Raw genomic sequence first — 26,285 nt, forward strand, 5'->3', positions numbered from 1 at the left:
TCGCTTTTTTTGATGATTATAACGAAGGCATATAGAGCTAAGACTTTGGCACGCGCAGACGCATCAAGCCCTCTTGCTGCACGGTGGCAACCAGCTTGCCATCTTGCCAGAACTGTCCATGGTTTAGCCCCATCGCATTGGATGTCGTATCACTCCACATGTCGTATAACAGCCAATCATTTATATCAAAACTACGATGAAAATGCATGGAATGATCAATGCTAGCCGCTTGTAGGCCACTGGTCATAAAGCTAATGCCATGAGACATAAGCCCCGTTCCTACTAAATAAAAATCAGAAGAAAACGCCAAGAGCGCTTGCTGAATCGCAACTGGCTGCGAGCCCAGTTCACGAATGCGTAACCAATTGGCTTGCTTCGGTTTCGTTGGCTCTGGATGTATAGGATCGCGCGGTTTGACAGGCTTAATCTCCACATGACGACGACGCATAAAACGACCCTTAAGTGCATCTGGTACTTTACCCACGTAGCTCTCTTTTAGGTCTTGCTCAGTCTGTAAATCTTCAGGTGGCGGATAAACAGGCATATTTTCTTGATATTCTAAACCCTCTTCCATCGGTGCAAATGAGGCAATCATCGAAAATATCACTTGTTCAACAGGCGGCTTACCACGGACTTGTTTATACTGAATCGCTGTCACTTCGCGTGCTGACAAACTACGACCGTCCCGTAAACGCCTTACTTGATAGATCACCGGTTGATTGATATCGCCACCGCGCAAAAAATAACCATGTAGCGAGTGACAAGGCTTATCTGTATCCAGTGTATGAGCGGCAGCCATCATAGCTTGAGCCAGTACTTGCCCGCCAAATATACGCTTACCAACGTAATCATGGCTTTTGCCTTCAAATACATCAGGACTGACTTCAATAAGTGCCACCGTAGCGAGTAGCTCATCAATCAGTTGTGGATAATCAGACATGGCAGTAATTTTCCTTATTTTTGAGCGACTATTACTGAAAAGCCGTACTAATGCGATAACGCTTAAAACCGTTTGTTTGGCACCTAAAAATGATACTAGATCTTTAAAATAGAAAACATCTTAACCAATATTGTAAGCTTTGACCAGTTGCTACAGACTTACTTGCCCGCATTAACTTGACTACTTAGGTTAGATTTTATTTATACGAATATAGAAATAACCAAATATCGTTTTAAACTTAAACGACCAATTGATTAATTGTGTAAAAAAAGAGGTGCTACTCGACACCTCTTTCGACGATACTTATGACAGTTATGGCTTTACAGTAACTAGCACACGAATAGAATCCGGTACTAGCGATAAGTTCGCTAGCGCTTGTTCACCTTGCGCTTGCAACTGCTCTAGGCGCTCGACCTCTTCGGGACGCACATTAGGGTTAATGGTTTGCAGGTGCTTGAGACGTTTGATTTCACGTGACCATTGCTGATTAAAGCGCGCACTTGCTTGCTCACCAATCTCCGCTAACTGTGCTCGTGCGATCTCTTCAGCTTCATAATAACGGCTCTCAATCACATCACTGCGTACTTTAACGACTTGGCGCGCGCGGGTTTTATCCAAACGGTCAATATGCGGCATAATCATCTCGCTACTGATACGTTCGGATAAATCACTTCCTTGCTCACTGATAAAGACACGAATGTTCTGAGTCGGTAGAGTGGCTGGTAGGTTAAGTAGCTTTGGCGCAATCGCTTCAACTCTAAAATGAACCTCAAGCATAATCATACCTTGAGGAATGGCATTGCTCTTGAGCATTGCCACCGTCGTATTACCAAAAGTACTCGTGCTGGCAAGCTCGTAGATCGATCGCATCAATGGATGTTCATGGGTGACAAAATCGATGTCTTCACGCTGCAGTGCAAGCTCACGATCAAAGGTTAACGTCATACCTTCTTCATCACCAAGCGGCAGCCCCTCGATATACTCACTAACTTCAGTACTATCGAGTGGCGCAAGCACCCAAGAACCATCACGCTGGATACTGTAATCGACATTCGCTGATGCCAAAAAGCGCTCAATAAAAGGCGGTAGCACATTATTATCATCAAAATCACGCATCGCATCTGCAATACGCCCAGCGACGCGTGGACGGCATGAGTTGTATTCAAGTAGACGATCACGTCCTTCTTGCAGCTGTGCTTCTAGCGCCAAGCGCATTTGTAACGCCTCAGCGATGAGAGCTTTTAATTCATCGCGATTCTCTGCAGTATCGGCACCTTCAAGTAGCGGTTTGAGCGTTTGAATATACTGTTCTTGCACACTTTGGGCCGTGGGAGATATCTGATTGAACATATTTAGGGCGCTGTTATACCAGTGATATAGGCGTTCTTGCGCGGTCTTTTGTACATAAGGGACATGCAGTGTGATTTGCTGCGTCTGCCCAATACGATCTAGACGACCGATACGCTGCTCTAGCGTATCTGGATTGGCCGGCAGATCCCACAGTATCAGCTGACTTGCAAACTGAAAATTACGACCCTCAGAGCCAATTTCTGAACATAGCAATATCTGCGCGCCTTCACTATCGGCGAAGAATGCGGCTGCTTGGTCACGTTCAAGTAGAGTCATCTGCTCAGTAAAAATGGCAGTCTTAATACCAGCATGTAGACGCAGTACCGCCTCTAAACTCTCTACAGTTGCCCCACTACGAGCGATCAGTAAGACTTTTTCTTGTTTGAGCTCACTTTTTAAGATATCAATCAACCATGGCACACGTGGATCATCTTCTAACCAGCCGCCATCTGGCTGATTTTCCTCGCCCCACAGCTGTTCGCGAAGCTTGCCCTTGGTTTGATAGCTGTCCTGCCACGCTTCAGGTAATGGCAATGGATACGCCTGACTGCTACGTCCATAGAACCCCTGAACACTCTCACGGGTATTACGGAATAACACCCGCCCTGTGCCATGACGATCCAATAGCTCATTAAGAGCATACGTACGTAGTTTGTCATCTTCATTAATCGTTGCCAGCTCATCGTCATTCAAATTCAACAGAGCAGTTAGAGCAGCGATTTGTCCGTCATTTAACGGCTTATCTTCTATCAATACACCAGCCACGGCCGCAGTTTCCGCAAAAGCTTCTTGACCGGCAATAAACTCATCCAAATCATCAAAGCGGTCGGAGTCGAGCAAACGCAAGCGCGCAAAATGGCTTTGAACACCCAGTTGTTCAGGCGTAGCCGTTAGTAACATTACCCCAGGCGTCTCTTCAGCGAAGTCAGCCACTAAGTCATATTTTTCGTTGCCGCCCGCTGCTTCATCCCAATGCAAATGATGCGCCTCATCGACGACTAACAAATCAAACCCTGCTTCTATCGCTTGATCATATAAGTCAGGATGGTCAAGTAGCAGATCCATACCAGCGATGATACATTGCTCAGTAGCAAACACATTTTGCTCAGGATCATGCTCTTTAATTGCCGCAGTACGGACCAGATCAAACAAAGCAAAGTTTAGGTTAAAGCGGCGACGTAACTCAACCATCCATTGATATTGCAAACTATCAGGCACCAATACTAAGACGCGCTCAGCTTTACCAGTTAAGAGCTGCTGATGAATAATAAGACCCGCCTCGATGGTTTTACCAAGGCCGACTTCATCGGCAAGCAGTACACGCGGCGCAATACGTTTGCCAACTTCGTGGGCAATATACAGCTGATGCTCGATGATATCGACACGCGCTCCCATGAGACCCTTTAATGGATGTCCTGCCAGCGCTGATTGCATACGCAATATATCTTGACGCAGCTCGTACCAGTCTCCGCGTTCGATACGACCCGCCAACAGTCTTTCAAGCGGCTTTGCCAAGGTAATATTTGCCGCAAGACGCGTTTCCATAATGCCTTTTTCGTGCTCATCGACACTATATTTGAGCACGCCCATCACCTCATCAACCGCAGTGACCGTATAGCTATTTCCTTGTTGGTCACTGATACTATCACCAACCTTAAACACGACACGTGACAACGGTGCAGAGTTTTTTGCATACACTCGCGTCTCTTCGCTTTGCGGGAATAAAATATGTACACAGCGGTCGTCCACATCGATAACCACACCCAAGCCAAGCTCGGACTCGGTGTCAGATAAATGGCGTTGACCAACGGCGAATTCGGTACTATGCAATGAGGCGATGGAGATAGTCATAAGGCGATGTCTTTTGTACTCAGATGATAAGAAAATGGGCGACAACAACATCGTACTACTCTTAAATAAAGCACAATGAAGTTGTTACGATAGTCAGCACTATCGTTTAAAGATGCATATATTAACTTAGTCAAGCGACTTTTTAGCAAAACCAGTCAAGTGCACTATTATATAACGTTACCGGCTAAATGCGTGCAATAAGTTGGTTTTTCAAGAGCAGATCGATGAGGAATACAGATAATAAAATGAGCGGCGTTTTATGAAACTTATAGTGAAGACCATACCTAAAGTAATAAATTGCCAATAGTTGGTAGTATCTGTAACTATTAGAGCAACTAATATCTTTAGGCTTACTGACGTATTTTTCAATTTTTGCTCAAAGCATGCTACATTGAGTCGATACTAGCAAGAACAGCAAACAGCTGGCTTGATACCCAAACTTATTGCCCAAACCAAACTTGTTGCTCAAACCAAACTTGATGTCCAAAATAGTATGCTTCGTTTTATGAAAAAACGTCCAAGCATCTATTTTACTTACCTTAATAAAAACCAGATAAAAACTTTCTAAATCAAAATTTTTATAAATAAGGATTAATTATGCAAGCGGTTTTTTTAGATAAAGGAACATTTTCTGATGGCGTAGATTTGCCAGCACCTGAAGGCGTGACTGACTATATCACTTACGATGATACACCCGCAGATTCCGACCTTATTATTGAGCGCTGCCAAGAAGCTGACATTATATTTACCAATAAAGTTCAGATTAGCGCTGAGGTGATTGCCAAGCTACCTAAGCTCAAACTTATTCAACTGACCGCCACTGGTATGAACAACGTCGATCAAGAAGCTTGCAAGACGCACAACGTTGCTTTATATAACGTGGCAGGTTACGCGGTCAAAAGCGTGCCTGAACATACCTTTATGCTAATGCTAAATGCAATGCGTGCTGGCATTTATTATCATCAAAAGGTGGCCGATGGCACATGGCGAGACAACGGCAACTTTTGTCTGCTTGATACGTCTCTTGTAGATTTAGAAGATAAGACCCTAGGTATCATTGGTGTCGGTACTATCGGTAAGCGTGTGACCGAGATAGCTCGTGCGTTCGGTATGACGGTATTGTGGGCGGATCATCAAGGTCGTACGCCCCGTAACGATGACTATACTGCCTTTGATGAGGTACTTGATCGATCTGATGTTATAAGCTTGCACTGTCCATTAAATGAGCAGACTCAGCATCTTATCAATCAAGACACCTTAGCCAAAATGAGCAAACAACCTTTACTGGTGAATGTCGCTCGCGGCGGTGTTGTCGATAGTCAAGCCCTGGCAGATGCTATCCATAATGAACAAATCCTTGGTTATGCGACGGATGTCTTTGAACAAGAACCTATCACAGCAGATGACCCCCTATTGAGCTTGAGCCACCATCCACGCGTAATATTTAGCCCGCATAATGCTTGGGGTAGTAAGAGCGCACAAGAGACTCTCTGGCAAATGTTAAGTGAACAAGTAGCAGATTTCGTCAACGATTCTCAATAAATATCTAGCGGGTAAAATGTAGCCAGTTGTCTTCTATTTTACGGTATTTGAGCATAATACGGTCACTTAGGTAATTGTTCGTCACACGCCATGGATAGCGATCGCCCTGCTTAGGTAGCTTATCTTTTGCACGGCGTACATAGCCTGCTGATAGCGCGCCAAGTACCGTATCTGGCTGCACTTGCACCTGCTCTTTATCGGTTATAGCCTGCGGACAGACGACATTATAATGGTGTTTTTTCATATGTTTGAGTACTCTGACCACATATTGACACGCCAAATCTATTTTTAGCGTCCATGAAGCATTGGTGTAGCCAAACATCATCGCGATATTGGGTACGCCCTCAAGCATCACAGCTTTATAAGTCATGCGCGCACCGACATCGATAAGCTCACCATCGACATATAGCGCAGCTCCGCCTAGTATCTGGAGCTTAAGCCCTGTTGCAGTCACAATGATATCTGCTTCTATATGCTTGCCAGAGGTTAAGGCGATACCAGTCTTGGTAAAATGACTGATTTGATCGGTCACAACCTCTGCTCTGTTGCCATGCAATGCAGTAAATAAGTCGCTATCAGGTACCGCACATAAACGCTCATCCCACGGATTATAAGTAGGCATAAAATGAGCAACATCGACACCGCTGCCTTTTAGCTCTTTTTTGACGCCATATTTTAATGCTGCTTTTAGGACATTGGGCGCATGGGTGGCAAATTGATACAGACCTTGTTGCATCAAAACATTGCGTGTACGTAGTAAGGTATATGCTTGATGCTTTGATAAAGGTGAAAACTTACCCGCTAGCCAGTCAAGTGCATAATCATCGCCCGGCACACTGGCTACATAAGTCGGTGAGCGCTGTAGCATGGTTACGTGACGCGCACATTGCTCACCATTTTCATCGACTAGCGCTGGTACTAAGGTCATCGCAGTCGCACCACTACCGATCACCACAATATTTTTATCATTATAATCCACATCTTGCCAATACTGTGGATGCACGATATCACCTTGGAATTGCTCTTCATTCTCAAAATATGGTCGATATCCTGCATCATAGTCATAATAACCAGTTGCACCAACGATAAATTTCGCTGTCACCGTATATACTTCACCGCTGGCACGGTTTTTGACCATGACGGTCCATTGTTTAGCAATACTCGACCAAGATAGCTGCTGCACGTCATGTTGATAGCGTATATGTTTTTCAACCCCAAACTCACGCGCAGTCGCTGCTATATAGCTTTTGATGTCATCACCTTTAGCTAACATCTTATGATCTAACCATGGACGAAAACTATAACCAAAAGTCAAAGCATCAGAGTCCGAACGAATACCAGGGTAAGTAAACAAATCCCATGTACCGCCCAAGTCTGCACGCTTCTCTAATATAGTAAATGGCTTGGTAGCTTTATCTTTATTGCGCTTATCTCGCTTCTTTGCCTTCAAATGACGATTGAACAGCTTTTGATGGTTTTGCTGCAAGCGACACGCCATACCAATTCCAGAGATACCAGCACCAATGATTAAGACCTCATAATCCGCCGTCACGTTCGGTTGAGATTTTGAGCGCATCAGGCGAGCTTTGGTTATATTTTTTATAGAATCAACACCGATCATCATCTCACCCTATGTTAGTAACTGATTACCCTTGATTTATACTTCGTTTGTATAGCTGCTACTCTCTACACGACTAAATTTAGGCATTAAGCTTGGTTTGTTATTTTTAAAATGTGCCACGTCTAAAACGGTACCGCGCTTTCCCAATCCATCCAAGCGCCAAGTACAGGATGCTTTAGACGTAACTGCTGGGCATGCAAATTTAGACGCGGTGCAATTTGTAGTGCCGGTCCTTCTGCATAAATGGGGTCACCGATAATGACGTGTCCTGCATGCACCATATGTACGCGCAACTGATGGCTACGTCCTGTCACCGGTTTTAGCGCAATACGAGTGACTGCTTGACCATTACATTGTTCATAAGCGAGCACCTCATACAAGGTCAAGGCGTTCTTACTCCAATCATGATCAACGATATGCCGCGGCTTGGTTGTCGGCTCATATCTTACGGGCACAGATATTTTCCCCGTGGCTCCTATTGTCTCCCAAGTACCAAAAACCCGTGCTTGATAAGTCTTTTGCGGCAATCTGTCGATGAATTGTTTACTGATATTGGTCTGAGCGGCTGCATTTTTTGCAAAGATAAGCAGGCCTGAGGTATCCATATCCAATCGATGAATGAGTTTTACGTCAGGATTGGCGCGTTCAAGTCGTGCCAATAGACTAACCTTTAAAGTCTTACCATCGACACTTAACAATCCTGCAGGTTTGTCTACTACCCAAATATCGTCATCTTCATAAACGGTAATCTCGCGCGCAAATTTTTGAAAAAACTCTACTGGATACTGAGTTTCTTGTAAATTCATGGCAGCAATGTCTTCATCGGTAAAAGGCATAAAAAATAGCTACTTCTGTAAATGGGTTTAAATACGGTAAAAAAGCATAGTAGATTCTGTATACGTTTTTACCAGGCGAATTATAAGGACAATCTACTACCAAGATGTAGCCTGTGTTAATTTGTGTTTCGATTTATTGTACTAATACTAGTTGTTAAGCATTTTAACCACCCTTTGTCTGTCAAGACGTGGCAAACATGCTAATATAATGGCACATTTTCACTTTCATTCCATACTTCTTAGGCTGTAATTGGGTAATTTGTTAGACAGATAAATAGGACTGGCTCATATAGCAGATATAGGTTTCCACCCAATTTATCAAACTATTTTTATCTATTACTAGCCAAAAGATGATACAACAAGAGAGAATAATTATGTCAGACCTTATTATTAATACCACCGATGCAGACTTCGACCAAGACGTACTACAATCTGATGTCCCAGTCCTAGTAGACTTTTGGGCGACCTGGTGTGGTCCTTGTAAATCGATAGCGCCTATCTTAGAAGATTTGGCCAACGACTATCAAGGTAAAGTAAAAATCGTCAAAGTCGATGTAGACAACAACCCACAGGCAGCAAGCCGCTTTGGTATCCGTAACATACCAACTTTATTCGTCTTTAAAGACGGCGAAAAAGTAGACTCAGTAATGGGTTTACAGCCAAAATCTGAACTTGCTAACGTACTTGATAAGCATTTATAAATTGTATATCAACACCCTCGAGTGTTTGAATAAATAATCAAAATTGGCCATTATCTGTACAAGATGATGGCTTTTTTGCATTTTTACTGGACAAAGAGCAAATTATGCAAATTTTTTAACAAAAATAATTGACAAGCCTGACTTTAAAACCGTATAGTCTGCTGTCAAGAGAAACATAAAATTTCCTGATGCGTCTTAACGCTATTCTCCTCGTGTTTATCAACACAAAACACAATTGTATACTGAACGAAACTACTAACTATAATTATTGATATAGAGCTTTCATTGCAAGCTTTTATATCCCAAACTCTTATATAGTCCTCTTTATATTCACATTTGTCATCCTGACACAGTTTTGCGCAGCTGATGATAATCTGATACATAAAAATCAATGCTATATAAATCTTAACTCTGTGCACACATCCTATCGCTACACTATCGTTGTTTTAATCAATGTCGTGGGTTGTGCTGCTAATGGCAGTTCTCACCCGATAAATCGTTAATGACCTACCTATGAATTTAACTGAATTAAAGAAAAAATCAATCACTGAGCTATTGGCTATTGCTAAAGAAATGGGTCTTGATAATATGGCACGTAGCCGTAAACAAGACATAATCTTTGCCATATTAAAAACGCATGCTCGTAATGGTGAAGCTATCTATGGTGATGGCGTACTAGAAGTCCTACCAGATGGTTTTGGCTTTTTACGCTCATCAGAAGGCTCTTATCTGGCCGGTCCTGACGATATTTATGTCAGCCCAAGTCAAATCAGACGCTTTAGCCTAAAGACAGGCGATAGTATCGCTGGTACCATTCGCCCACCAAAAGACTCTGAACGTTATTTTGCTTTACTAAAAGTAGGTGAAGTCAACTTCGATACGCCAGATCGTTCGCGTCATAAGCTCATTTTTGAGAATTTAACCCCGCTATTTCCTACCGAGCACCTTAAGCTTGAGCTTGGCAACGGTACGACAGAAGACTTAACTGGACGTATCATTGATCTGATTGCGCCGATTGGTAAGGGCCAACGCTCTATTATTGTCGCTCCACCAAAAGCAGGTAAAACCGTACTGTTACAGACGATTGCACAGTCCATTACGCGTAACAACCCTGAATGTTATCTGATCGTTTTACTGATTGATGAGCGTCCAGAAGAAGTGACAGAGATGGTACGCACAGTGCGCGGTGAAGTGGTTGCCTCAACGTTTGATGAGCCGCCGCAGCGCCATGTACAAGTCGCTGAAATGGTCATCGAAAAAGCCAAGCGTTTGGTTGAACACAAACAAGATGTTGTTGTGCTGCTGGACTCTATCACGCGCCTTGCTCGTGCTTACAACACAGTTATCCCCTCATCGGGTAAAGTATTGACTGGTGGTCTTGATGCTACTGCGCTTGAGCGCCCAAAACGCTTTTTTGGTGCAGCACGTAACGTTGAAGAAGGAGGGAGCTTAACGATTATTGCTAGTGCCCTTATCGATACTGGTAGCAAGATGGACAGCGTCATTTTTGAAGAGTTTAAAGGTACTGGTAACCAAGAAATCACTCTTGAACGTGATTTGGCCGAAAAACGCGTCTTTCCAGCCATCAATATCAAAAAGTCAGGTACTCGCCGTGAAGAGCGTATTCTTGATGAAGATAAGCTACGTAAAGTTTGGATATTACGCAAGTTATTACAACCAATGGATGGTGTTCAAGCAACTGAGTTTTTATTAGATCGTTTAAAAGAAGCTAAAACGAACGATGAGTTTTTTGAACAAATGAAACGTAAATCTCAAAACTAAGTAATTATTATTTATCAATTTGACTTCTATTGTTTCATTTGTTTTCTACAAGATAGTTCTATCAGATATTAATAGTTAAAGTTTAATGAGTTTTATTATCTTTAACCTGATAAAAAAGTCCAAAAGTGTTAGCTTAATAGTTTAATAAATACAAGAATTATAAGTAAAAGCACTACCAATGACACAGTGAGGCAACATAAATTACAAAGTGTTTGCAAAGCTTAGCCAATCTACTACGACTATATAAATATTATAAGTATAGTATTAACTACAGTATAAATAAGCTTTACATAATATACTTTTTTATTTTAATTTTGATTATTTAATAGGTGATAATATGAAATTTGCTAAATCTATCGCGATGACTGCTATTGCAAGTTCAGCTTTGATCATGACTGGTTGCAACTCAACTGGTGGATACGGTGGATATAATAGCGGTGTCAGTAATACCGCTAAAGGTGCAGCTGCAGGCGCTGCGGCTGGTGCACTTATTAGAAGTGGTGGTGATAGTAAAGATATCGCTCGTGGTGCACTTGGTGGTGCGGCAGTTGGTGGTGCTGGTGCGTACATCCTTGAAAACAGCAGATAATAAATAAGTTGTTATTTTCTCTATTTTATATTTTGAATGTTTTTTATTTAAAATGTATTTAATTTATAAGATATGAGTTAAGTTGATAAAAGGCCTGCAATTGATATTGCGGGCCTTTTATTATTTGTTGTCTATTATAAATAAGCTTTTACATCGTCATTAGTTATAAAGCACCACTAAAGGTATCACATGATTGTACATTACCACTCTCCAAACCGCGCGTGAACCATTGTACACGTTGTTGACTGGTGCCATGAGTAAAGCTATCTGGTGTCACTGCACGACCGCTTGCACGTGCAAGACGATCATCACCGATTTGACTTGCAGCGTTGATTGCTTCATCAATATCACCTGGCTCCAAAAATTGTACACGCTGTTGGTTGCGCTGCGCCCAAACCCCTGCAAAGCAATCGGCCTGCAATTCTTGTAGTACAGAAAGCTTGTTAGCCTGCGTACGAGTCACTTGACGACTTGCTTCATTGACTTGCTGAGTGATACCAAGCAATGTCTGTACGTGATGACCTACTTCATGCGATATGACATAAGCCTGTGCAAAATCACCAGCTCTACCTTGGTTTTCATCATCACCTGAGCCTTGCTGATCTCCAGAGATGCCAAGATTTTGGCGCATTTCTGCAAAAAATGATGTATCTAAATAGACAGTCTGGTCGCTTGGGCAGTAGAAAGGACCTGTAGCAGCAGTAGCACTACCACAAGCTGAGCTTACTTGACCATTAAAGAGGATAAGCGAAGGCTCTTGGTAAGTTTGACCACCTTCATTAAACACTTGATGCCAAACCTCTTCTGTGTCAGCCAGTACTACCTTAACAAACTGTGTATCACGATCATCACTTGTGGCTGGTTCAGTTGAGGTACTGGTACCACCACCTGTTATCACTTGCCCAGTCTGTAGAGCAGTCATTGGATTTACGCCAAAGACTAACCACAAGATACCAGCTATAATGATGCCGCCAATACCGCCACCGATCATTTTTCCACCGCCACTACTGGTACGAACGTTAGAGCTCCCTCGTCTGCCTCGCCATTTCATAATACATCCCCTAAATTTATGACAAATATTGTTATGGTTACACCTATCACTATTGATAAGTCAAAAAGTATACTTCTTTCAAAACCTACCTTTTAGACAATTAATATCATCATCTAATTATTAATATAGATTTTATTAAAAACATTCTCTCTTGATATGATTTTTTTTACTGTTTGTTTGCCCATTTCTTAAATAATCGAACAACAAATAATATATGTAAAACCAGTCTGTTACATTCTTTTATCGCTAACAAAGAATTTTACGACTCCTTAACCTCAGTTACAAAATTTATCTATTAGTTGTTTATTATTCTATGTTCCAATTGATTATACGGAAAACGCTTTCGTAAGTTGTATTAAAAATTATATCAAAGTGACATTACCCAAGTTTCTTCACTATTTTATTGTTACTTAATTGTACATTCTCTTCTCATTTGAAAAGAAAACATATAGAATGCGTGAAAGCTGAGTAGCTGTACTTAGTATTAGTTGACTTTCGAAATAATTCGAACGTTCAACCTTTTGTTGTGGCTACTGCTCATTTTATTTTACGGAGATTATCTTATGAAACTTAAATTACTTGCTCTTGCTGGTATCATGACTGCTTCTATGGGCTTAACTGCTTGTGATAGCAGCACAGAAAACGCCGCTGAAGATCTATCTGACGCACAAGAAGAAGTGCAAGACGCACAAGAAGAGCTTAACGAAGCTGGTGCTGAAGGCGAAGCTGTTCCTGCTGATGCCGAAGCTGCCGCTGCTGACGCTGAAGCTGATATCGCTGAAGCTCAAGCTGCAACTGCTACTGACGAGATGGACGCTGAAGTTCCTGTAGATGGCGATACTACTAGCATGGACGTAGCTAGCGAAACTGATACTGCTGCTGTTGATGCTGCTGACGAAGTTGTAGTTGTTGAAGAGCCAGCTCAGTAATTTTTGCTACTCATATAATAGAATATACTAATAAAAAAAGAGAGCCGATGCTCTCTTTTTTTGTGTATGATATTTATACTTTTCAATAATAAATTAATTAAAATTATAAATATTTAACCTTCAGTATGATCACATAAAAGTGACTATCTACTCTCTCACTCATCATCCTCAAACTCAGTCATTAAACTTAATATTATTGATCAAACAGATGCTGATCAACTTGTTGACGGAATTTTTGCCCAGTTTTAAACGTCACTACACGGCGCGCAGATACTGCAACAGGCTCTCCAGTTTTAGGGTTACGACCTGGACGGCTGTTTTTATCTTTAAGCTCAAAATTGCCAAAGCCTGAAAGCTTGACTTCTTTGCCTTCAATCAAACTATCTGACAACTCATCAAAAAAATTCTCAACCAGACAGCGTCCTTCTTGTCTTGTCAAGTTAAGATGATTCATCAAATGCTCGATCATGTCAGATTTGGTTAAGGTACTCACAAGTACGACTCCTATGCTATGTCGAGATATCGGGTATCATGGTTTAGCGATATGACTACTATATAAAGATAAATGACTCACTGATTACAATCATTAAATCACCGAGTCTTCAATTCAAGTGTAGGTATTATAAAGTATTTTTACTCTATTTTTAATAAATCTTGAAATAAATCTCTTTATTAATAGTCACTTAGCTAAATATAGTTAACTATCGCGTAACTGAGCACTATGTTGTTGAACTAATGATTCAATAACTTTATCCGTTGCTGTTTTTACTACTTCATCAGATAGAGTCTGAATATTATCTTGCCATACCAAAGCAAAGGCTAATGAACGCTGACCTGCTGGCACTTTGTCCCCTTGATAAACATCAAACAACCATAGATTAGTCAGTAACGTACCTGCAGCTTTACGTATTGTCGACTCTAGCGTTTGCAAGCTGATGTCACTATCTACCAAAATAGCAATATCACGGCGCACTTGTGGAAATTTACTTGGGGTAGCGATAACTTGCTGCTCACGAGCCAAGTCTAACAATGGTGCAAGCGATAATTGTGCAACCCAGGTCATAGGCATGTCTAACTGTTTAGCCGTGCTAGGATGCAGCTGACCCAACCAGCCGATATAAATATCGTCGATATAGAGTTTGGCGCTTTGACCTGGATGCAAAAAGGCAAGCGCGCTACGCTCATAGCGAACACGCGCAGGATCAATCTGAGCTGGTAACAGCTGTTCGATATCATGCTTGAGATCATAAAAGTCTAAGGCGCGGTTTTGGTAGGCTTGTTCATCCCAGATATCACCGACTGCTACCAAAGCGATACTTGGCGTCTGCACCAAGTCATTGATGCTTTGCCCAACAAAGCTAAGACCTGTCTCAAAAAAACGTACACGCGGCTGCTGACGGTTTAGGTTATATTGCACACAAGGCAACAAGCTTGAGAGCAACGTACGGCGCATCACTGCCAAATCACTAGAGATGGGATTGGCCAGTGCTAATACCTCCCCTAACGCCTCATCATCAAGTAGCGTCTCAAGCTTAGCATCGCTAAAGCTAAAGCTAATTGCTTCCATATAGCCATTATCGACTAATGCTAGCTTCATCTCATGCGTCAAATCGGCAGTATCATCATAATCCATACTGACTTGCAAATGAGGTAGGACACTTGGAATATTGTCATAGCCATAGATACGCGCGATCTCTTCGATGAGGTCCTCTTTAATGCTCATATCGAAGCGATACGATGGCGGCGTACAAACAAGTGCTTCTGCTTGCTGCTCTACTCCAAACCCTAACTGAGTTAAGATACGTACCATTACCGCAGGTTCAATGTCGATACCGATGACATCAAAAACCTTTGTCAGCGGTAGCGTAATAGGTGCACGAGTGGGCAGATGATCGCTACTTTCTGCTTTTATAACTTGACCGGCCTGCGAGCCTGTGACACTGGTAAGTAAGTCACAAGCACGGGCCAATGCCAACTCTGGCAGCGCAAAGTCTACACCGCGCTCAAAACGCTGTGAGGCATCGGTATGTAAGCCAAAACGGCGCGCACGGGCAGCGATGGCGAGTGGATTAAAAAACGCACTCTCTAATAAGATATTGGTTGTGCTGTCGGTCACACTACTACGCTTACCGCCCATAATGCCGGCAAGAGCCAGCACGCCGTCATCATCAGCAATGACTAACTCATCGCCCGTTAAGGTAATGGTTTGCTCGTTAAGCAATATCAGCGTTTCTTTAGGCTGTGCCAAACGCACTACAATATCACCTTTGATGGTATCAGCATCAAATGCATGTAGCGGCTGGCCAAGCTCCATCAACACATAGTTGGTAACGTCCACCAGAAAGTTATGCGAACGTAAGCCTGATTGAATCAAGGCATCCTGCATCCACTTTGGCGTGTCAATATTGCGATCGATATTGCTAATCGCCTGCAATAAATAACGCGGGCAAGCCTCTACTGCTTCTACACTTGCCGCAACGTTTGCGCCATCATCAGTTACAGCGTTGGTCGCAATCTCTGGCTGCTGCATCGGCAAGTCGTTGATGACTGATATCTCACGGGCAATACCGCGTACGCTAAAGCAATCGCCACGGTTTGGCGTGATAGAGATATCTAGTATTTGATTGTCTAAACCTAGATAGTCGCGGATATCAGTGCCGATTGGTGCATCAGCTGGCAGTTCAAGCAAACCATCGATGCTATCAGTCAAATCAATCTCGGAGGCACCGCAAAGCATGCCGTTTGAGGCAACACCGCGAAGGTTGCCATTTTTAATTTTAAAGCCTTTTGAGTCATCACTAGGTAACACAGCACCAACGGTTGCCACGGGCGCTTTCATACCGACTGTGACATTGGGCGCACCGCAGACGATTTGTAACGGTTCAGCTTCACCGATATTGACCTGTGTGACGCGTAGTTTGTCGGCATCAGGATGTTGCTCGACACTGATGACTTCACCAACCACCACACCACTAAAGGCGCGCGCAACTGCAAAACGATCATCAATCTCAAGCCCTGCCATGGTCAGCTGTTCAGCCAATTGCTCACTGGTATTGTTGGGGTTCACCCATTGACGTAGCCACTGTTCGCTAATTTTCATAAATATCTCGAATCAAAATTTCATAGTAAAGATTTTAGAATAAAGGTAGGCGTATTTTTATTACAATCCAAATCTAGCCAAATTGCTTTAAAAAGCGCACGTCATTTTGGAAAAACAAACGCAAATCATCGATACCGTAATACAGCATCGCAAAGCGCTCAATACCCATACCAAAAGCAAAACCAGTATATTTATCGCTATCAATACCGCAATTGGTCAGCACTTGTGGATGCACCATACCGCAGCCCATGACTTCTAACCATTTGCCATTGTCATCTAAGATGTCTACTTCAGCCGACGGCTCGGTAAACGGGAAAAACGATGGACGAAAACGCACGGTCAGCTCTTTGGCAAAAAATGCTTCTAAAAACTCGCTAATCAAACCTTTTAACTCTGCAAAGGTACTCGACTCTGTGACCATCAAACCTTCTAGCTGATGAAACATCGGTGAGTGCGTTTGATCCGAGTCATTACGATAGACGCGGCCTGGACAGATAATACGAATCGGCGGCTCGTTTTTTTCCATAGTACGTATCTGTACCGGGCTGGTGTGCGTACGCAGTAAGTAGTGCGCATCAAAATAGAAGGTATCGTGCATGGCGCGTGCTGGGTGATGTGATGGAATATTGAGCGCTTCAAAATTATAGTAGTCGCTCTCAACTTCAGGTCCGGTCGCCACGTTAAAACCTGCTTGCACAAAATACTGCTGCATGCGCTGGGTAATCATCGTCACTGGATGCAGGTGGCCTTTTTGACCACCACGTGCTGGCAAGGTTATATCGATACTTTCACTTGCAAGTTTAGCGTTAAGCGCCGCCACCTCTAACTGCTGCTGCTGATCCGTCAATGCTTGCCCGATACGGCTACGCACGCTGTGTAACCAGCCGCCATAGGTTTTTTTGTCATCGGGGCCAAGCTTACCCATCTGCTTTGACCAACCTGTCAGCGCGCTTTTTTTGCCCGTTAGCTGAACACGTAAGTCTTGTAAGGTACGCGCATCGGTTACTTGTAGAATTAAGGCTTCAGCAGCACTGGTAAACTCATGTAGCTGAGTCTCATTTAGCTCGCTAAGCTCTGAGGACAAGGTCGGTAGCGCCGACAAATCGTTGGTGGCAGCAGGGGTAGTCATAAGACGTATTATTCCTGATTTAAACGGATTATTGATGGTATGTAATTGTAGGGGTTTGACCAAATATTGCAAATCATTTACCCAGTATTTTCAATACCAAGGCTCGTTATATAAATGGCTTGAATATGTAGACAGTTAAAATAGTTAATATAAAAAAAGCCACCGACCAGCGGTAGCTTTTATTAATATCGTACTATTAATTGATATTAGTCCTATCCATATAGATATGTGCTTAAAAAAGCGTCAAATCTAAAGGATGACTAATACTTAGGCCAATTCCGCTTTTGCTTTTTCGACCAAGGCTGTGAAAGCGACTGCATCATGCATAGCGATGTCAGCAAGTACGCGACGATCGATTGCGATGTTTGCTTTTTTCAAGCCATTGATAAGACGGCTATAGCTCAAACCGTTTAAGCGTGCACCAGCATTGATACGTGCAATCCAAAGACGACGGAAAGTACGTTTTTTATTGCGACGGTCACGATAAGCGTATTGACCAGCTTTGGTCACTGCTTGTACCGCTACGCGATAAACACGTGAACGGGCACCGTAGTAGCCTTTAGCACGCTTTAAGATTTTTTTGTGACGGCGATTTGCCTGTACACCACGTTTTACACGGGCCATAAATTACTCCAAGATTTTAATCATTATTAAACGAATCACGATGTCTATAAATGATAGACATCGCTGTCAAATTGCAAAGTCAAATATTTAATAAAACAGATGACAATAGGCTATTAGATGTATGGGCACATACGACGAACTGCTGCTTCGTCAGACTTGTCCACCATCTTTAGACCACGCAGTTGGCGAATACGCTTAGCTGATTTCTTGGTCAAGATATGGCTTTTGAAGGCTTGCTTACGCTTAAAGCCGTTCGCTGTTCTTTTGAAGCGTTTAGCGGCACCGCTTCTGGTTTTCATCTTAACTTTCATGATGAGTTGCCTCTTTGTCTTTAATAGAACCTGGTCGTCAAATAGTCGGTTATAAGTAATGGTTTCAAAAACAACCACTAAACCTTTATTTGCCTCGAGGTGGGAGGCGCTATTTTAGCAGAAGTGTCACGATTTTGCCAAATAAAGTTTTAACAGCATGATTCAACCTATCGTTTGCAAAGGTTACCTCTTTATAGATCCATCAGCTTTGCAACAATAAGTAACGTTATAAGACCAGCATAAGATGTCAAGCATCGCTTTGGTGAAAAGGCCTTTAAATGTTCAATCTTGCTCATAATTAAAGCAGTTAGTAAAATAATACTACCGCTTATTCCTAAATTGATTGAATGTCTGCTTAAGCTATGTTTTATTGATGACAATGGCGTCTCAGACGTTATGAAAACTTATGTAGGAGATAACGTTGATAGACCGTGAGTTAGAGTTTGATGATAGAGTATTCGTCTTTGAGACAGTTATGCGTGTCCGTAACACAGAGATTGATGTTGGGCAGCATCTAACGTTAGAATCACTCATTGCATTATTGGCCGAGGCAAGGGCGAGGTTTTTGTACTCTAAAGGTATCAAAGAGATCAATGCAGAATGCCAAGGTTTGATTGTTAGCAATTTACAGCTGAACGTTATTAGTCGTGTACGCGCTCGTGAAGAGCTACTATTTGAAGTCGGTATAGAGCACATATCTGATAAAGATGGCGAGATGGCTATCAAGGTAACACGTATGTATGATGGTTCACTAGTAGCAAAAGCCCGCAAATCTTTTGTTCAATATGATTATCGCTCCAATAGAAGTATAGTTTTTAATAATGATATTAAAGAGGCACTAAACCAACAAGCATCATTTGAGCTATAATGGCGTCGATTACGTGATCCTTATAACCCTTATGCTTGCCATTTCTCTATCAACCTAAACGTCTATAACTATAAGAAGATAGATTATGACCACACCTAATTGGCTAACCTCTATAAAATTCAATACTGATGGCCTGATTCCTGCAATCGCTCAAGATTACAAGACAGGACGCATCCTAATGATGGCGTGGATGAACGCTGAGTCCTTACAGCTGACGGCAAAAACGCAAACTGCCGTCTATTTTTCGCGCTCGCGTAATCAGCTGTGGCACAAAGGTGAAACGTCAGGGCATACTCAGCAGGTACACGATATTCGCTTGGACTGTGATGCCGATGTCATCGTGTTAAGCGTTACTCAAATCGGTGGTATCGCTTGTCATACTGGACGTGAGTCTTGTTTTTATCAGCGTTTAGACATGACAGGTGCAGAGCCCGTCTGGCAAACAGTCGATGCTGTATTAAAGGATCCTGCTGATATTTATCAGGCAAATAAAAATACTAATAGCAATGTAAATAGCACTGCTCATAAAAATACTGTTTCTAATATTAATGGTTTATCAAGCCAAGAGACTCAGACTGCAATATTGTCTCAGCTTGATCGTGTGTTAGCTGAACGTAAACAAGCATCTGCAGACAGCTCTTATGTAGCAAGTTTATATGCTCGCGGACTTAACAAGATACTAGAAAAAGTGGGTGAAGAGACGACTGAGAGTATCATTGCTGCCAAGGACTTCGCTAATTGTGATCAGCTTACAGATGAGACACAGTACAACGCTGCGCGACATGAGCTCATTTATGAAGTGGCTGATGTGTGGTTTCATACATTAGTAGGACTGGCGTGGTTCGATATCGAATCTGATGCTGTATTGAACGAGCTGGGACGACGTTTTGGACTTTCGGGTATTGATGAGAAAGCAGCAAGATAGCTTTAATTGAAATAAGCTTGTGTAATTATTGTTGTTTTCAACTTTTTATTGTCAGTGCGCGTTATAATGTATCTTTAATACCTTGCTTCTTATTTGGCAATAACAGTTTATTGTCAAGTAATAAATGTAAGACAATACAAGATATATTGGTCTCATTAAGACATAAGGATACCGTTATGGGCAGTTTTTCCATCACCCATTGGCTAATTTTGTTGGTTGTAGTGGTTGTCGTTTTTGGCACCTCCAAGCTTAGAAACGCTGGCAAAGATCTGGGCGGCGCAGTAAAGGGCTTCAAAGAAGCTGTCAAGGACGAAGAGACAGAACATGCGCGTAAACGCCGTGTACTCGATCACGATGCCAGCTCAAATACTCAATCGACTACTTCAGCAAATTCACAGACTGGTACTAAGGTTGATGATGTAGAAATCAGCCCTACCACCTCTAATGATGAACATAAAGTATAAGAGATGTTATTTATAAATAACGTCATTGAATAGTATATTTATGACTATATTTGACAATTATGTTTGATATTGGATTTTCTGAACTACTCTTGTTTGGTGTCATTGCCTTAATCGTGCTTGGCCCTGAAAAGTTACCTCAGGCTGCACGTACTGCTGGACAATGGTACGCTAAGCTGCGCCGTACAGTCTCAACCTTGCAGTCTGAAATTGAAGCTGAGCTTGACTTGGCTGAGACACGCAAACAAATGCAGGATGAACTTGCTAAAATCCGTCAAACTGAAGCGGACATGAAGCGCGAAATGGCAGAATTGCGTGGTAGTATGCAAGATTTTGAATATTCGCAGCACCAAAGCATGGATGCTATCAATAATCCAAATAGCTATAACTCAAATGATGAGCCCTTCGAAGACGACTATGATGAACATATGATGCATATGTCGGAGGAAGGCTTGTTCTCAGACTCAGACATGCCAGCTGAATTTGCTTATGACTATGAGCAAGATCGACTGTCAAACTACTCATCTGATGTTTCTTCATCTGATCCATACAAAGTTACAGAGTCGGTTGATGGAAGCTTTGATCAGACTGCTAACAACACTAAAGACTCCTTAGGTGCTTCTAGCAATACACCGCCGCGCTTTATCACCAGACCATGGGAAAAAATGTGGTTTCGTCTTAGTGATTATGATCAGTCACGTCGCCTACCTGCACCGCCCTACCTGCCCAACTATGAAGCAGACCATCTGTTGCATGACGACTTTTCACATTCGAGTTTTTCACATCATGATTTAGATGAAAAAATGCCACCTATTGATGAGTATTGGGAGTCTGAATTTGATGAGGATGAATTTGAGCAATCAGAGAGGCATGCGTCACAAAACTCTTCTGCCCATAATACAGATCAAGACGGTTCAACTACTCCCCTCTCGTTATCAAAACGCGAGGCACCTAAATGAGTTTGTTTAAACGACAAAAGAGTCGCAAAGAGAAAATAGCAGCAATTGAAGACAGCTCATTAGATCAGCCAAATGAGTCGCTCGATGACAATCCTGATGATATAGTGAGCAAGCTTGTCGATATGCCCATTACGGAGCATTTGATAGAGCTGCGTCGCCATTTAATCAAAATCTGTGTGGCGATATTGGTCATATTTTTGGCATTGGTTGGGTTTTCACGCGAGCTATATAACTTTCTATCAGATCCGTTGGTCGCGCAGCTACCAGTTAATTCGACCATGATTGCGACAGACATTACTTCCAACTTTATGGCGCCGATACGCCTAACTGTGTTCGTTGCCGCCTTCGTAGCGATGCCTTATATTCTTTATCAAATTTGGTCGTTTGTCGCTCCAGGTTTGTATAAAAAAGAGAAAAGAATCGCTATACCAGTGCTGACATCGTCTATCTTTTTATTTTATGCTGGTGTCGCCTTCTCTTATTTCATTGTGCTTAAAGGTGTTTTGAAGTTCTTTATCGTGTTTGCGCCGCAAAACGTATTACCGATGACTGATATCGACAGTTATTTGAGTTTTGCGCTCAAACTATTTATGGTATTTGGCTTAACGTTTGAGATTCCTGTAGTCACCTTACTATTGATATTGGTTGGCATTGTCTCCATTCAGGGTTTAGAAGATAAGCGCCGCTATATCATCGTTGGTTGCTTTGCCATTGCAGCAGTAGTAACACCGCCGGATGGGGTGTCTATGCTGATGTTAGCAATCCCCATGTGGTTGCTGTTTGAGCTTGGTTTATTGTTGGCCAAAATATTGATTAAAGAAGACAAAAATGTGGCTTTAACATCTGATAATGACTAGCTTGGCAGTCTTATTTTTAAAGGCGTACCGTTTAAAACAGATGTCTTTAAATACGATAATATACATCTTTAAACACGACAGTTAGCAAACTGAGTAAATCTGGCAGCGTGTCTGACTTAAATTAAACCGACACTACCTCAGTTATCCATTTTCCCTTCATACGTAGCTCTTTTCATTTGTTATGATCACTAAATTGCCAGCCAGCCATTGGTAATATCCAGTGGCTTTTTTTACCCCAGTTGTTCTTAATCATTTTTTGCATTTTAGGTAGCCTTTTTATGTCCGCATCTATGCCAGCTTATATGAGCGATCCCACTGATGAGCAGCTCAGCGCGCTTAATATGGCGATGGATCACAAGTCATTCAAAGTAGTCGCATATGCAGGTGCTGGTAAAACCACCACGTTAAAGCTTATCGGTGAGCGCCTGCGGGGACGCGGCTTATACCTAGCATTCAATAAAGCCATTGCCAATGATGCACGGCAAAAATTCCCAGGTCATGTGGACTGCCGCACCTTTCATTCGCTTGCTTATCGCCATGTTGCTCGTGATATAACAGCCAAGCTATCTTTACCGCGCTTTTCACCCAAACGCCTCGGTGACGATTTGGGCTTGCAGCCAGTACAGGTACGGCGTCAGATGGATGGGATTAATAAATATATTACACTAACGCCCGCCAGATTAGCGCGTTTCGTGAGTGACGCGATTAGCAATTTTTGTAGTACTCATGCCAGCTACCCGGCGCCAAGACATATTTTATTTCCAAGCTGGCTTGATGAGTCTGACGCCGAGCAGCTGCGCGAGATGCTCTACCCTGCTGTCGAACAACGCTGGTTACAGTCTATTGATGCGCGCCATCCTGCTGGTATCGGTCATGATATCTATCTAAAATTGTGGGCGTTGTCTAAGCCCAGCATTCCTGCTGACTTCATTTTATTCGATGAAGCGCAAGATGCCGACCCATTGATGATGGGCATTTTGACTCAGCAATCAAAGCAGGTTATTTATGTTGGTGACGCCCATCAGCAGATTTATGAGTGGCGCGGTGCAGTCAATGCGATGAAAAAGCTACCGCTGCCACAAACGTTGTTGACTCAATCCTTTCGCTTTGGTGAACCGATTGCAGAAGTGGCCAATACCTTATTAAAGGCATTACAAGAAGATGTGCCTCTCAAGGGCAACCCAGACAAACACTCATCTACTGAAAAAGGCATGGTACACAGTAAAAAAGATGCCATCCTTTGCCGGACTAACGCCGCCGCCATGGCGCAACTACTAACGGGACTTAAACTCGGACATCGCGTTGCGCTACAAGCGGATACTGACCGTATGCTCAAGTTCTGCCAAGCTGCCGAAAATCTAAAAAACGGTAAATCAGCTTATGGTGTCCCTGAACTGGCTTATTTTTATCATTGGGGCGATGTGCAAGAGTACTCTGAAACCAACGAAGGTAGCGATCTTAAGACTTTGGTGAAACTGGTCGATGATCACGGCACCAATGTTTTAAGCCAAGCAGTCAATAGCTTGACCAGTATTGAAAATGCTGATTATGTGATCTCAACCGCGCACAAAGCGAAGGGACTTGAGTGGTCGCGCGTTCAGCTTGACGATGACTTCTATTATGATGTCACAACCAATGGCGTGAAAATTAATCCTGAAGAATTGCGTTTACTTTACGTTGCTTGTACGCGCGCACAGGCCAACTTAGATGTACATAATATTCAAGATTTAATATCAGGATTACAGACTGGCAAAAAAGTAATTTATGGAAATTAAGCAGCAATTTTTTAAACAACCCGTCCGCCTTCTCGCCCCCATGGAAGGGCTGACCGATCCGTTAATGCGGCAAATTTTAACTCAAATTGCGTCAGATTTGGGGCGTCCTTATGATTGGTCAGTCAGCGAGTTTATTCGGGTGACTCAAACTGTCTTACCAGCCCATGTATTTTATAAATACGTGCCAGAATTGCATCATAACGCCAAGACCGCTTCGGGTACCCCTATCCATGTACAACTATTAGGTAGTGAAGCACAGCTGATGGCTGAAAATGCAGCGTTTGCCTGCACGCTTGGCGCACCTGCTATCGATATCAACTTTGGTTGTCCTGCCAAGACGGTTAATAATCATCGAGGTGGTTCAGTATTGTTAGATGAACCTAAGATCATGTATGAGATTATCAGTGCTGTGCGTCAAGCGGTCCCTAGTCATATTCCTGTCTCAGCCAAAATACGTCTAGGCTATACCGATACCAGTCGCATGGATGACATTCGCGGCGCAATTAGCGATAGTGGTGCAGATTGGCTTACTATTCATGCGCGTACTAAAACTCAAGGCTATAAGCCACCTGCTTATTGGGACAAGATTGACACATTTAATCAACTTAAAATTCCAGTCATTGCCAATGGCGAGATTTGGAACGTGGAACAATCGCAACGCTGTATGGTACAGTCAGGAACAACACATCTTATGTTAGGACGCGGCGCTGTTACTCGCCCAGATCTGATTGCACAGATTGATCATGGCCATCAGCAGAATCTAGAAAGTAGCGCAACCCTATTGTGGGAAGATTTAATTACGCATCAGATTCAGTTTTTGAAAGGTCAAGCCAAAAACGACCTTGTATTAGTTGGCCGTTATAAGCAGTGGCTTGGTATGCTCACTAAAGGCTATAGTGAAGCGCAGATACTGTGGGAGAAGGTTAAACGAGAAAAAAGTAAAGCGGCTATTATAGCTGCATTACAGTTGAGTACGCAGTCATAATTAGCCATTTATCTGTTCAATAACTATATAACTTTTTACAAAGATAAAACAGCTTAGATAACTGCGTAGCTAATAGAGATTGGCTACAAATTAAATGCTAATCCGGATTGCAAGATAAAACAACATCAAACAGCATATTATTGACAATACCCAAAGCACTGAACGAAACATCGATAAATTGGCAATATAAGCCATGCCATACCCAATACGAATCAGCACATAAAGCCATGCTAAGGTATTGATAATCGATTGCGGCACAAAGAATAACATCGCAACCAAGACTGCTGCCAAAAAGACAGGTAAGGTCTCATAGCTATTTTGCTGTGCTGCATTGGCACGTGCTGCCGCTCCTGTCGTACGTTGCAAAAAATCACGTGGATGTGCATTGTCAGCCAATTTAAAGCCACCAACAGCTTTTGCTATCAGCGCCATGACCAGTGGAAGCAAACTTGCAACCACCATTGCCCAAATTGCAGCGGCAGCGGTATCAGGTATTAACCCAAATAATGCACTCATAATTGTCTCTACCTTTACCCTGCAATGACTTCAAAATCATGAGTAACATTTACCCCGCCCTGCACCAACATTCGACTGGCAGAGCAGTACTTCTCTGCTGACAATTGAATGGCCTTTTCAACTTGCTTATCTTTGATATCTTGACCCGTGACCACAAAATGCATATGAATGTCAGTATATACTGCTGGTACAGTCTCAGCGCGTTGTGCCGTCAACTCACAGCGCACGTCCGTCACGTCTTGGCGAGACTTTTGCAAAATTGCAACAACGTCATAACTGGCACAACCTCCTAACCCCAATAATATCAACTCCATTGGGCTGGCGCCTTTTTCTTTATCGGCATCAATTTGGACGTTATGCCCCGATGGCGACACACCCATAAATGCTTTGTTTTCTTGCCAGGTAACGCTCGCTTTTGACTCTGCCATTGTTTGCTATCCTTTCATAAACTTTGGTTAAAACGCTTAGATATTTTTATATTTGAGAATACTAACAGTACAAGGTTAGTTTAGCATAGGATAAAACAAGGTTTTATAGACGATCTGTCATATAACTCAAGTCATTTTATTACTTTAACGATATC

General features: G+C 42.6%; 24 protein-coding genes. 12 read left to right on the plus strand and 12 right to left on the minus strand.

Annotated elements, in window-relative coordinates:
* Positions 1-37: 37 nt before the first annotated feature.
* Positions 38-940 carry an acyl-CoA thioesterase II gene (locus Q0890_RS11305; RefSeq protein ID WP_299220966.1) on the minus strand — a complete coding sequence of 301 codons (903 nt, stop codon included), beginning with the start codon at positions 938-940 and terminating at the stop codon, positions 38-40.
* A gap of 312 nt (positions 941-1,252) precedes the next feature.
* Positions 1,253-4,141: an RNA polymerase-associated protein RapA gene (gene rapA / locus Q0890_RS11310; RefSeq protein ID WP_299220968.1), complete on the minus strand. Its 2,889-nt coding sequence runs from the start codon at positions 4,139-4,141 to the stop codon at positions 1,253-1,255.
* A 597-nt stretch (positions 4,142-4,738) separates the two neighbouring features.
* Between rapA and Q0890_RS11315 the strand changes: the two genes are divergently transcribed.
* The gene (locus Q0890_RS11315; protein ID WP_299220970.1) at positions 4,739-5,683 is read left to right on the plus strand and encodes a D-2-hydroxyacid dehydrogenase; all 945 of its coding nucleotides are present in this window, start codon (positions 4,739-4,741) and stop codon (positions 5,681-5,683) included.
* A 4-nt stretch (positions 5,684-5,687) separates the two neighbouring features.
* Here Q0890_RS11315 and Q0890_RS11320 read toward each other — a convergent pair whose 3' ends face one another.
* Positions 5,688-7,259, minus strand: a complete 1,572-nt coding sequence (locus Q0890_RS11320; protein WP_299220972.1) for an NAD(P)/FAD-dependent oxidoreductase — start codon at positions 7,257-7,259, stop codon at positions 5,688-5,690.
* 167 nt (positions 7,260-7,426) lie between these two features.
* A complete protein-coding gene (locus tag Q0890_RS11325) occupies positions 7,427-8,140 on the minus strand; it encodes an RluA family pseudouridine synthase (protein WP_299220974.1) in 714 nt (237 codons plus the stop codon).
* 374 nt (positions 8,141-8,514) lie between these two features.
* Between Q0890_RS11325 and trxA the strand changes: the two genes are divergently transcribed.
* From trxA to Q0890_RS11340, 3 genes are all read left to right on the plus strand, one after another.
* Positions 8,515-8,841 carry a thioredoxin gene (gene trxA / locus Q0890_RS11330; protein WP_299220976.1) on the plus strand — a complete coding sequence of 109 codons (327 nt, stop codon included), beginning with the start codon at positions 8,515-8,517 and terminating at the stop codon, positions 8,839-8,841.
* Between the two features lie 513 nt (positions 8,842-9,354).
* Positions 9,355-10,623 carry a transcription termination factor Rho gene (rho, locus tag Q0890_RS11335; RefSeq protein WP_075103494.1) on the plus strand — a complete coding sequence of 423 codons (1,269 nt, stop codon included), beginning with the start codon at positions 9,355-9,357 and terminating at the stop codon, positions 10,621-10,623.
* Between the two features lie 337 nt (positions 10,624-10,960).
* A complete protein-coding gene (locus tag Q0890_RS11340) occupies positions 10,961-11,212 on the plus strand; it encodes a hypothetical protein (RefSeq protein ID WP_299220979.1) in 252 nt (83 codons plus the stop codon).
* Positions 11,213-11,375: 163 nt separating this feature from the next.
* Here the strand turns inward: Q0890_RS11340 and Q0890_RS11345 are convergent, their stop codons facing one another.
* A complete protein-coding gene (locus Q0890_RS11345; protein WP_299220982.1) occupies positions 11,376-12,263 on the minus strand; it encodes a neutral zinc metallopeptidase in 888 nt (295 codons plus the stop codon).
* Positions 12,264-12,826: 563 nt separating this feature from the next.
* On the opposite strand from Q0890_RS11345, the gene Q0890_RS11350 reads away from it, so the two are divergent.
* Positions 12,827-13,192 carry a hypothetical protein gene (locus tag Q0890_RS11350; RefSeq protein WP_299220985.1) on the plus strand — a complete coding sequence of 122 codons (366 nt, stop codon included), beginning with the start codon at positions 12,827-12,829 and terminating at the stop codon, positions 13,190-13,192.
* 193 nt (positions 13,193-13,385) lie between these two features.
* Here the strand turns inward: Q0890_RS11350 and Q0890_RS11355 are convergent, their stop codons facing one another.
* The 5 genes from Q0890_RS11355 to rpmI all read right to left on the minus strand — a co-directional run bounded on the left by Q0890_RS11355 (position 13,386) and on the right by rpmI (position 18,356).
* Positions 13,386-13,685 carry an integration host factor subunit alpha gene (locus tag Q0890_RS11355; RefSeq protein ID WP_299220987.1) on the minus strand — a complete coding sequence of 100 codons (300 nt, stop codon included), beginning with the start codon at positions 13,683-13,685 and terminating at the stop codon, positions 13,386-13,388.
* Positions 13,686-13,889: 204 nt separating this feature from the next.
* Complete coding sequence (gene pheT, locus Q0890_RS11360; RefSeq protein ID WP_299220990.1) at positions 13,890-16,292, minus strand: phenylalanine--tRNA ligase subunit beta; 2,403 nt, start codon at positions 16,290-16,292, stop codon at positions 13,890-13,892.
* 73 nt (positions 16,293-16,365) lie between these two features.
* Positions 16,366-17,421 carry a phenylalanine--tRNA ligase subunit alpha gene (gene pheS / locus Q0890_RS11365; protein WP_299220993.1) on the minus strand — a complete coding sequence of 352 codons (1,056 nt, stop codon included), beginning with the start codon at positions 17,419-17,421 and terminating at the stop codon, positions 16,366-16,368.
* A 267-nt stretch (positions 17,422-17,688) separates the two neighbouring features.
* On the minus strand, positions 17,689-18,045 hold the full coding sequence (gene rplT / locus Q0890_RS11370) for a 50S ribosomal protein L20 (protein WP_299220996.1): 357 nt from the start codon (positions 18,043-18,045) through the stop codon (positions 17,689-17,691).
* Positions 18,046-18,158: 113 nt separating this feature from the next.
* Positions 18,159-18,356: a 50S ribosomal protein L35 gene (gene rpmI, locus Q0890_RS11375; RefSeq protein ID WP_058369592.1), complete on the minus strand. Its 198-nt coding sequence runs from the start codon at positions 18,354-18,356 to the stop codon at positions 18,159-18,161.
* Between the two features lie 421 nt (positions 18,357-18,777).
* Here rpmI and Q0890_RS11380 point away from each other — a divergent pair, with 421 nt between their 5' ends.
* From Q0890_RS11380 to Q0890_RS11410, 7 genes are all read left to right on the plus strand, one after another.
* Positions 18,778-19,224 (plus strand): thioesterase family protein, encoded by a 447-nt coding sequence (locus Q0890_RS11380; protein ID WP_299220998.1) that lies wholly within the window; start codon positions 18,778-18,780, stop codon positions 19,222-19,224.
* 85 nt (positions 19,225-19,309) lie between these two features.
* A complete protein-coding gene (gene hisI, locus Q0890_RS11385; RefSeq protein WP_299221001.1) occupies positions 19,310-20,149 on the plus strand; it encodes a phosphoribosyl-AMP cyclohydrolase in 840 nt (279 codons plus the stop codon).
* 176 nt (positions 20,150-20,325) lie between these two features.
* A complete protein-coding gene (gene tatA, locus Q0890_RS11390; protein ID WP_299221004.1) occupies positions 20,326-20,613 on the plus strand; it encodes a Sec-independent protein translocase subunit TatA in 288 nt (95 codons plus the stop codon).
* A 59-nt stretch (positions 20,614-20,672) separates the two neighbouring features.
* A complete protein-coding gene (gene tatB / locus Q0890_RS11395; RefSeq protein WP_299221005.1) occupies positions 20,673-21,569 on the plus strand; it encodes a Sec-independent protein translocase protein TatB in 897 nt (298 codons plus the stop codon).
* Entirely contained in the window at positions 21,566-22,426 is an 861-nt protein-coding gene (tatC, locus tag Q0890_RS11400; RefSeq protein WP_299221008.1) for a twin-arginine translocase subunit TatC, read from the plus strand. Before tatB ends, tatC begins: the two co-directional genes overlap by 4 nt.
* Before the next feature lie 278 nt (positions 22,427-22,704).
* On the plus strand, positions 22,705-24,201 hold the full coding sequence (locus Q0890_RS11405) for a UvrD-helicase domain-containing protein (RefSeq protein ID WP_299221011.1): 1,497 nt from the start codon (positions 22,705-22,707) through the stop codon (positions 24,199-24,201).
* The gene (locus tag Q0890_RS11410) at positions 24,191-25,186 is read left to right on the plus strand and encodes a tRNA-dihydrouridine synthase (protein WP_299221014.1); all 996 of its coding nucleotides are present in this window, start codon (positions 24,191-24,193) and stop codon (positions 25,184-25,186) included. The genes Q0890_RS11405 and Q0890_RS11410 overlap by 11 nt, the downstream gene beginning before the upstream one ends.
* 90 nt (positions 25,187-25,276) lie before the next feature.
* Here the strand turns inward: Q0890_RS11410 and Q0890_RS11415 are convergent, their stop codons facing one another.
* Together Q0890_RS11415 and Q0890_RS11420 are read right to left on the minus strand one after the other, a co-directional pair.
* Entirely contained in the window at positions 25,277-25,702 is a 426-nt protein-coding gene (locus tag Q0890_RS11415) for an MAPEG family protein (protein WP_299221017.1), read from the minus strand.
* 14 nt (positions 25,703-25,716) lie between these two features.
* On the minus strand, positions 25,717-26,130 hold the full coding sequence (locus tag Q0890_RS11420) for an OsmC family protein (protein ID WP_299221020.1): 414 nt from the start codon (positions 26,128-26,130) through the stop codon (positions 25,717-25,719).
* Between the last annotated feature and the right edge of the window lie 155 nt (positions 26,131-26,285).

The organism is uncultured Psychrobacter sp. (genome assembly GCF_947488565.1).
Taxonomy (GTDB): domain Bacteria; phylum Pseudomonadota; class Gammaproteobacteria; order Pseudomonadales; family Moraxellaceae; genus Psychrobacter; species Psychrobacter saeujeotis.

Excerpts from the sequence above, each read along its gene's own strand:
- Q0890_RS11305 (WP_299220966.1), bottom strand. The coding sequence starts at position 940 with ATGTCTGATTATCCACAACTGATTGATGAGCTACTCGCTACGGTGGCA.
- rapA (WP_299220968.1), bottom strand. The coding sequence starts at position 4,141 with ATGACTATCTCCATCGCCTCATTGCATAGTACCGAATTCGCCGTTGGT.
- Q0890_RS11315 (WP_299220970.1), top strand. The coding sequence starts at position 4,739 with ATGCAAGCGGTTTTTTTAGATAAAGGAACATTTTCTGATGGCGTAGAT.
- Q0890_RS11320 (WP_299220972.1), bottom strand. The coding sequence starts at position 7,259 with ATGCGCTCAAAATCTCAACCGAACGTGACGGCGGATTATGAGGTCTTA.
- Q0890_RS11325 (WP_299220974.1), bottom strand. The coding sequence starts at position 8,140 with ATGCCTTTTACCGATGAAGACATTGCTGCCATGAATTTACAAGAAACT.
- trxA (WP_299220976.1), top strand. The coding sequence starts at position 8,515 with ATGTCAGACCTTATTATTAATACCACCGATGCAGACTTCGACCAAGAC.
- rho (WP_075103494.1), top strand. The coding sequence starts at position 9,355 with ATGAATTTAACTGAATTAAAGAAAAAATCAATCACTGAGCTATTGGCT.
- Q0890_RS11340 (WP_299220979.1), top strand. The coding sequence starts at position 10,961 with ATGAAATTTGCTAAATCTATCGCGATGACTGCTATTGCAAGTTCAGCT.
- Q0890_RS11345 (WP_299220982.1), bottom strand. The coding sequence starts at position 12,263 with ATGAAATGGCGAGGCAGACGAGGGAGCTCTAACGTTCGTACCAGTAGT.
- Q0890_RS11350 (WP_299220985.1), top strand. The coding sequence starts at position 12,827 with ATGAAACTTAAATTACTTGCTCTTGCTGGTATCATGACTGCTTCTATG.
- pheT (WP_299220990.1), bottom strand. The coding sequence starts at position 16,292 with ATGAAAATTAGCGAACAGTGGCTACGTCAATGGGTGAACCCCAACAAT.
- pheS (WP_299220993.1), bottom strand. The coding sequence starts at position 17,421 with ATGACTACCCCTGCTGCCACCAACGATTTGTCGGCGCTACCGACCTTG.
- rplT (WP_299220996.1), bottom strand. The coding sequence starts at position 18,045 with ATGGCCCGTGTAAAACGTGGTGTACAGGCAAATCGCCGTCACAAAAAA.
- rpmI (WP_058369592.1), bottom strand. The coding sequence starts at position 18,356 with ATGAAAGTTAAGATGAAAACCAGAAGCGGTGCCGCTAAACGCTTCAAA.
- hisI (WP_299221001.1), top strand. The coding sequence starts at position 19,310 with ATGACCACACCTAATTGGCTAACCTCTATAAAATTCAATACTGATGGC.
- tatA (WP_299221004.1), top strand. The coding sequence starts at position 20,326 with ATGGGCAGTTTTTCCATCACCCATTGGCTAATTTTGTTGGTTGTAGTG.
- tatB (WP_299221005.1), top strand. The coding sequence starts at position 20,673 with ATGTTTGATATTGGATTTTCTGAACTACTCTTGTTTGGTGTCATTGCC.
- tatC (WP_299221008.1), top strand. The coding sequence starts at position 21,566 with ATGAGTTTGTTTAAACGACAAAAGAGTCGCAAAGAGAAAATAGCAGCA.
- Q0890_RS11405 (WP_299221011.1), top strand. The coding sequence starts at position 22,705 with ATGTCCGCATCTATGCCAGCTTATATGAGCGATCCCACTGATGAGCAG.
- Q0890_RS11410 (WP_299221014.1), top strand. The coding sequence starts at position 24,191 with ATGGAAATTAAGCAGCAATTTTTTAAACAACCCGTCCGCCTTCTCGCC.
- Q0890_RS11415 (WP_299221017.1), bottom strand. The coding sequence starts at position 25,702 with ATGAGTGCATTATTTGGGTTAATACCTGATACCGCTGCCGCTGCAATT.
- Q0890_RS11420 (WP_299221020.1), bottom strand. The coding sequence starts at position 26,130 with ATGGCAGAGTCAAAAGCGAGCGTTACCTGGCAAGAAAACAAAGCATTT.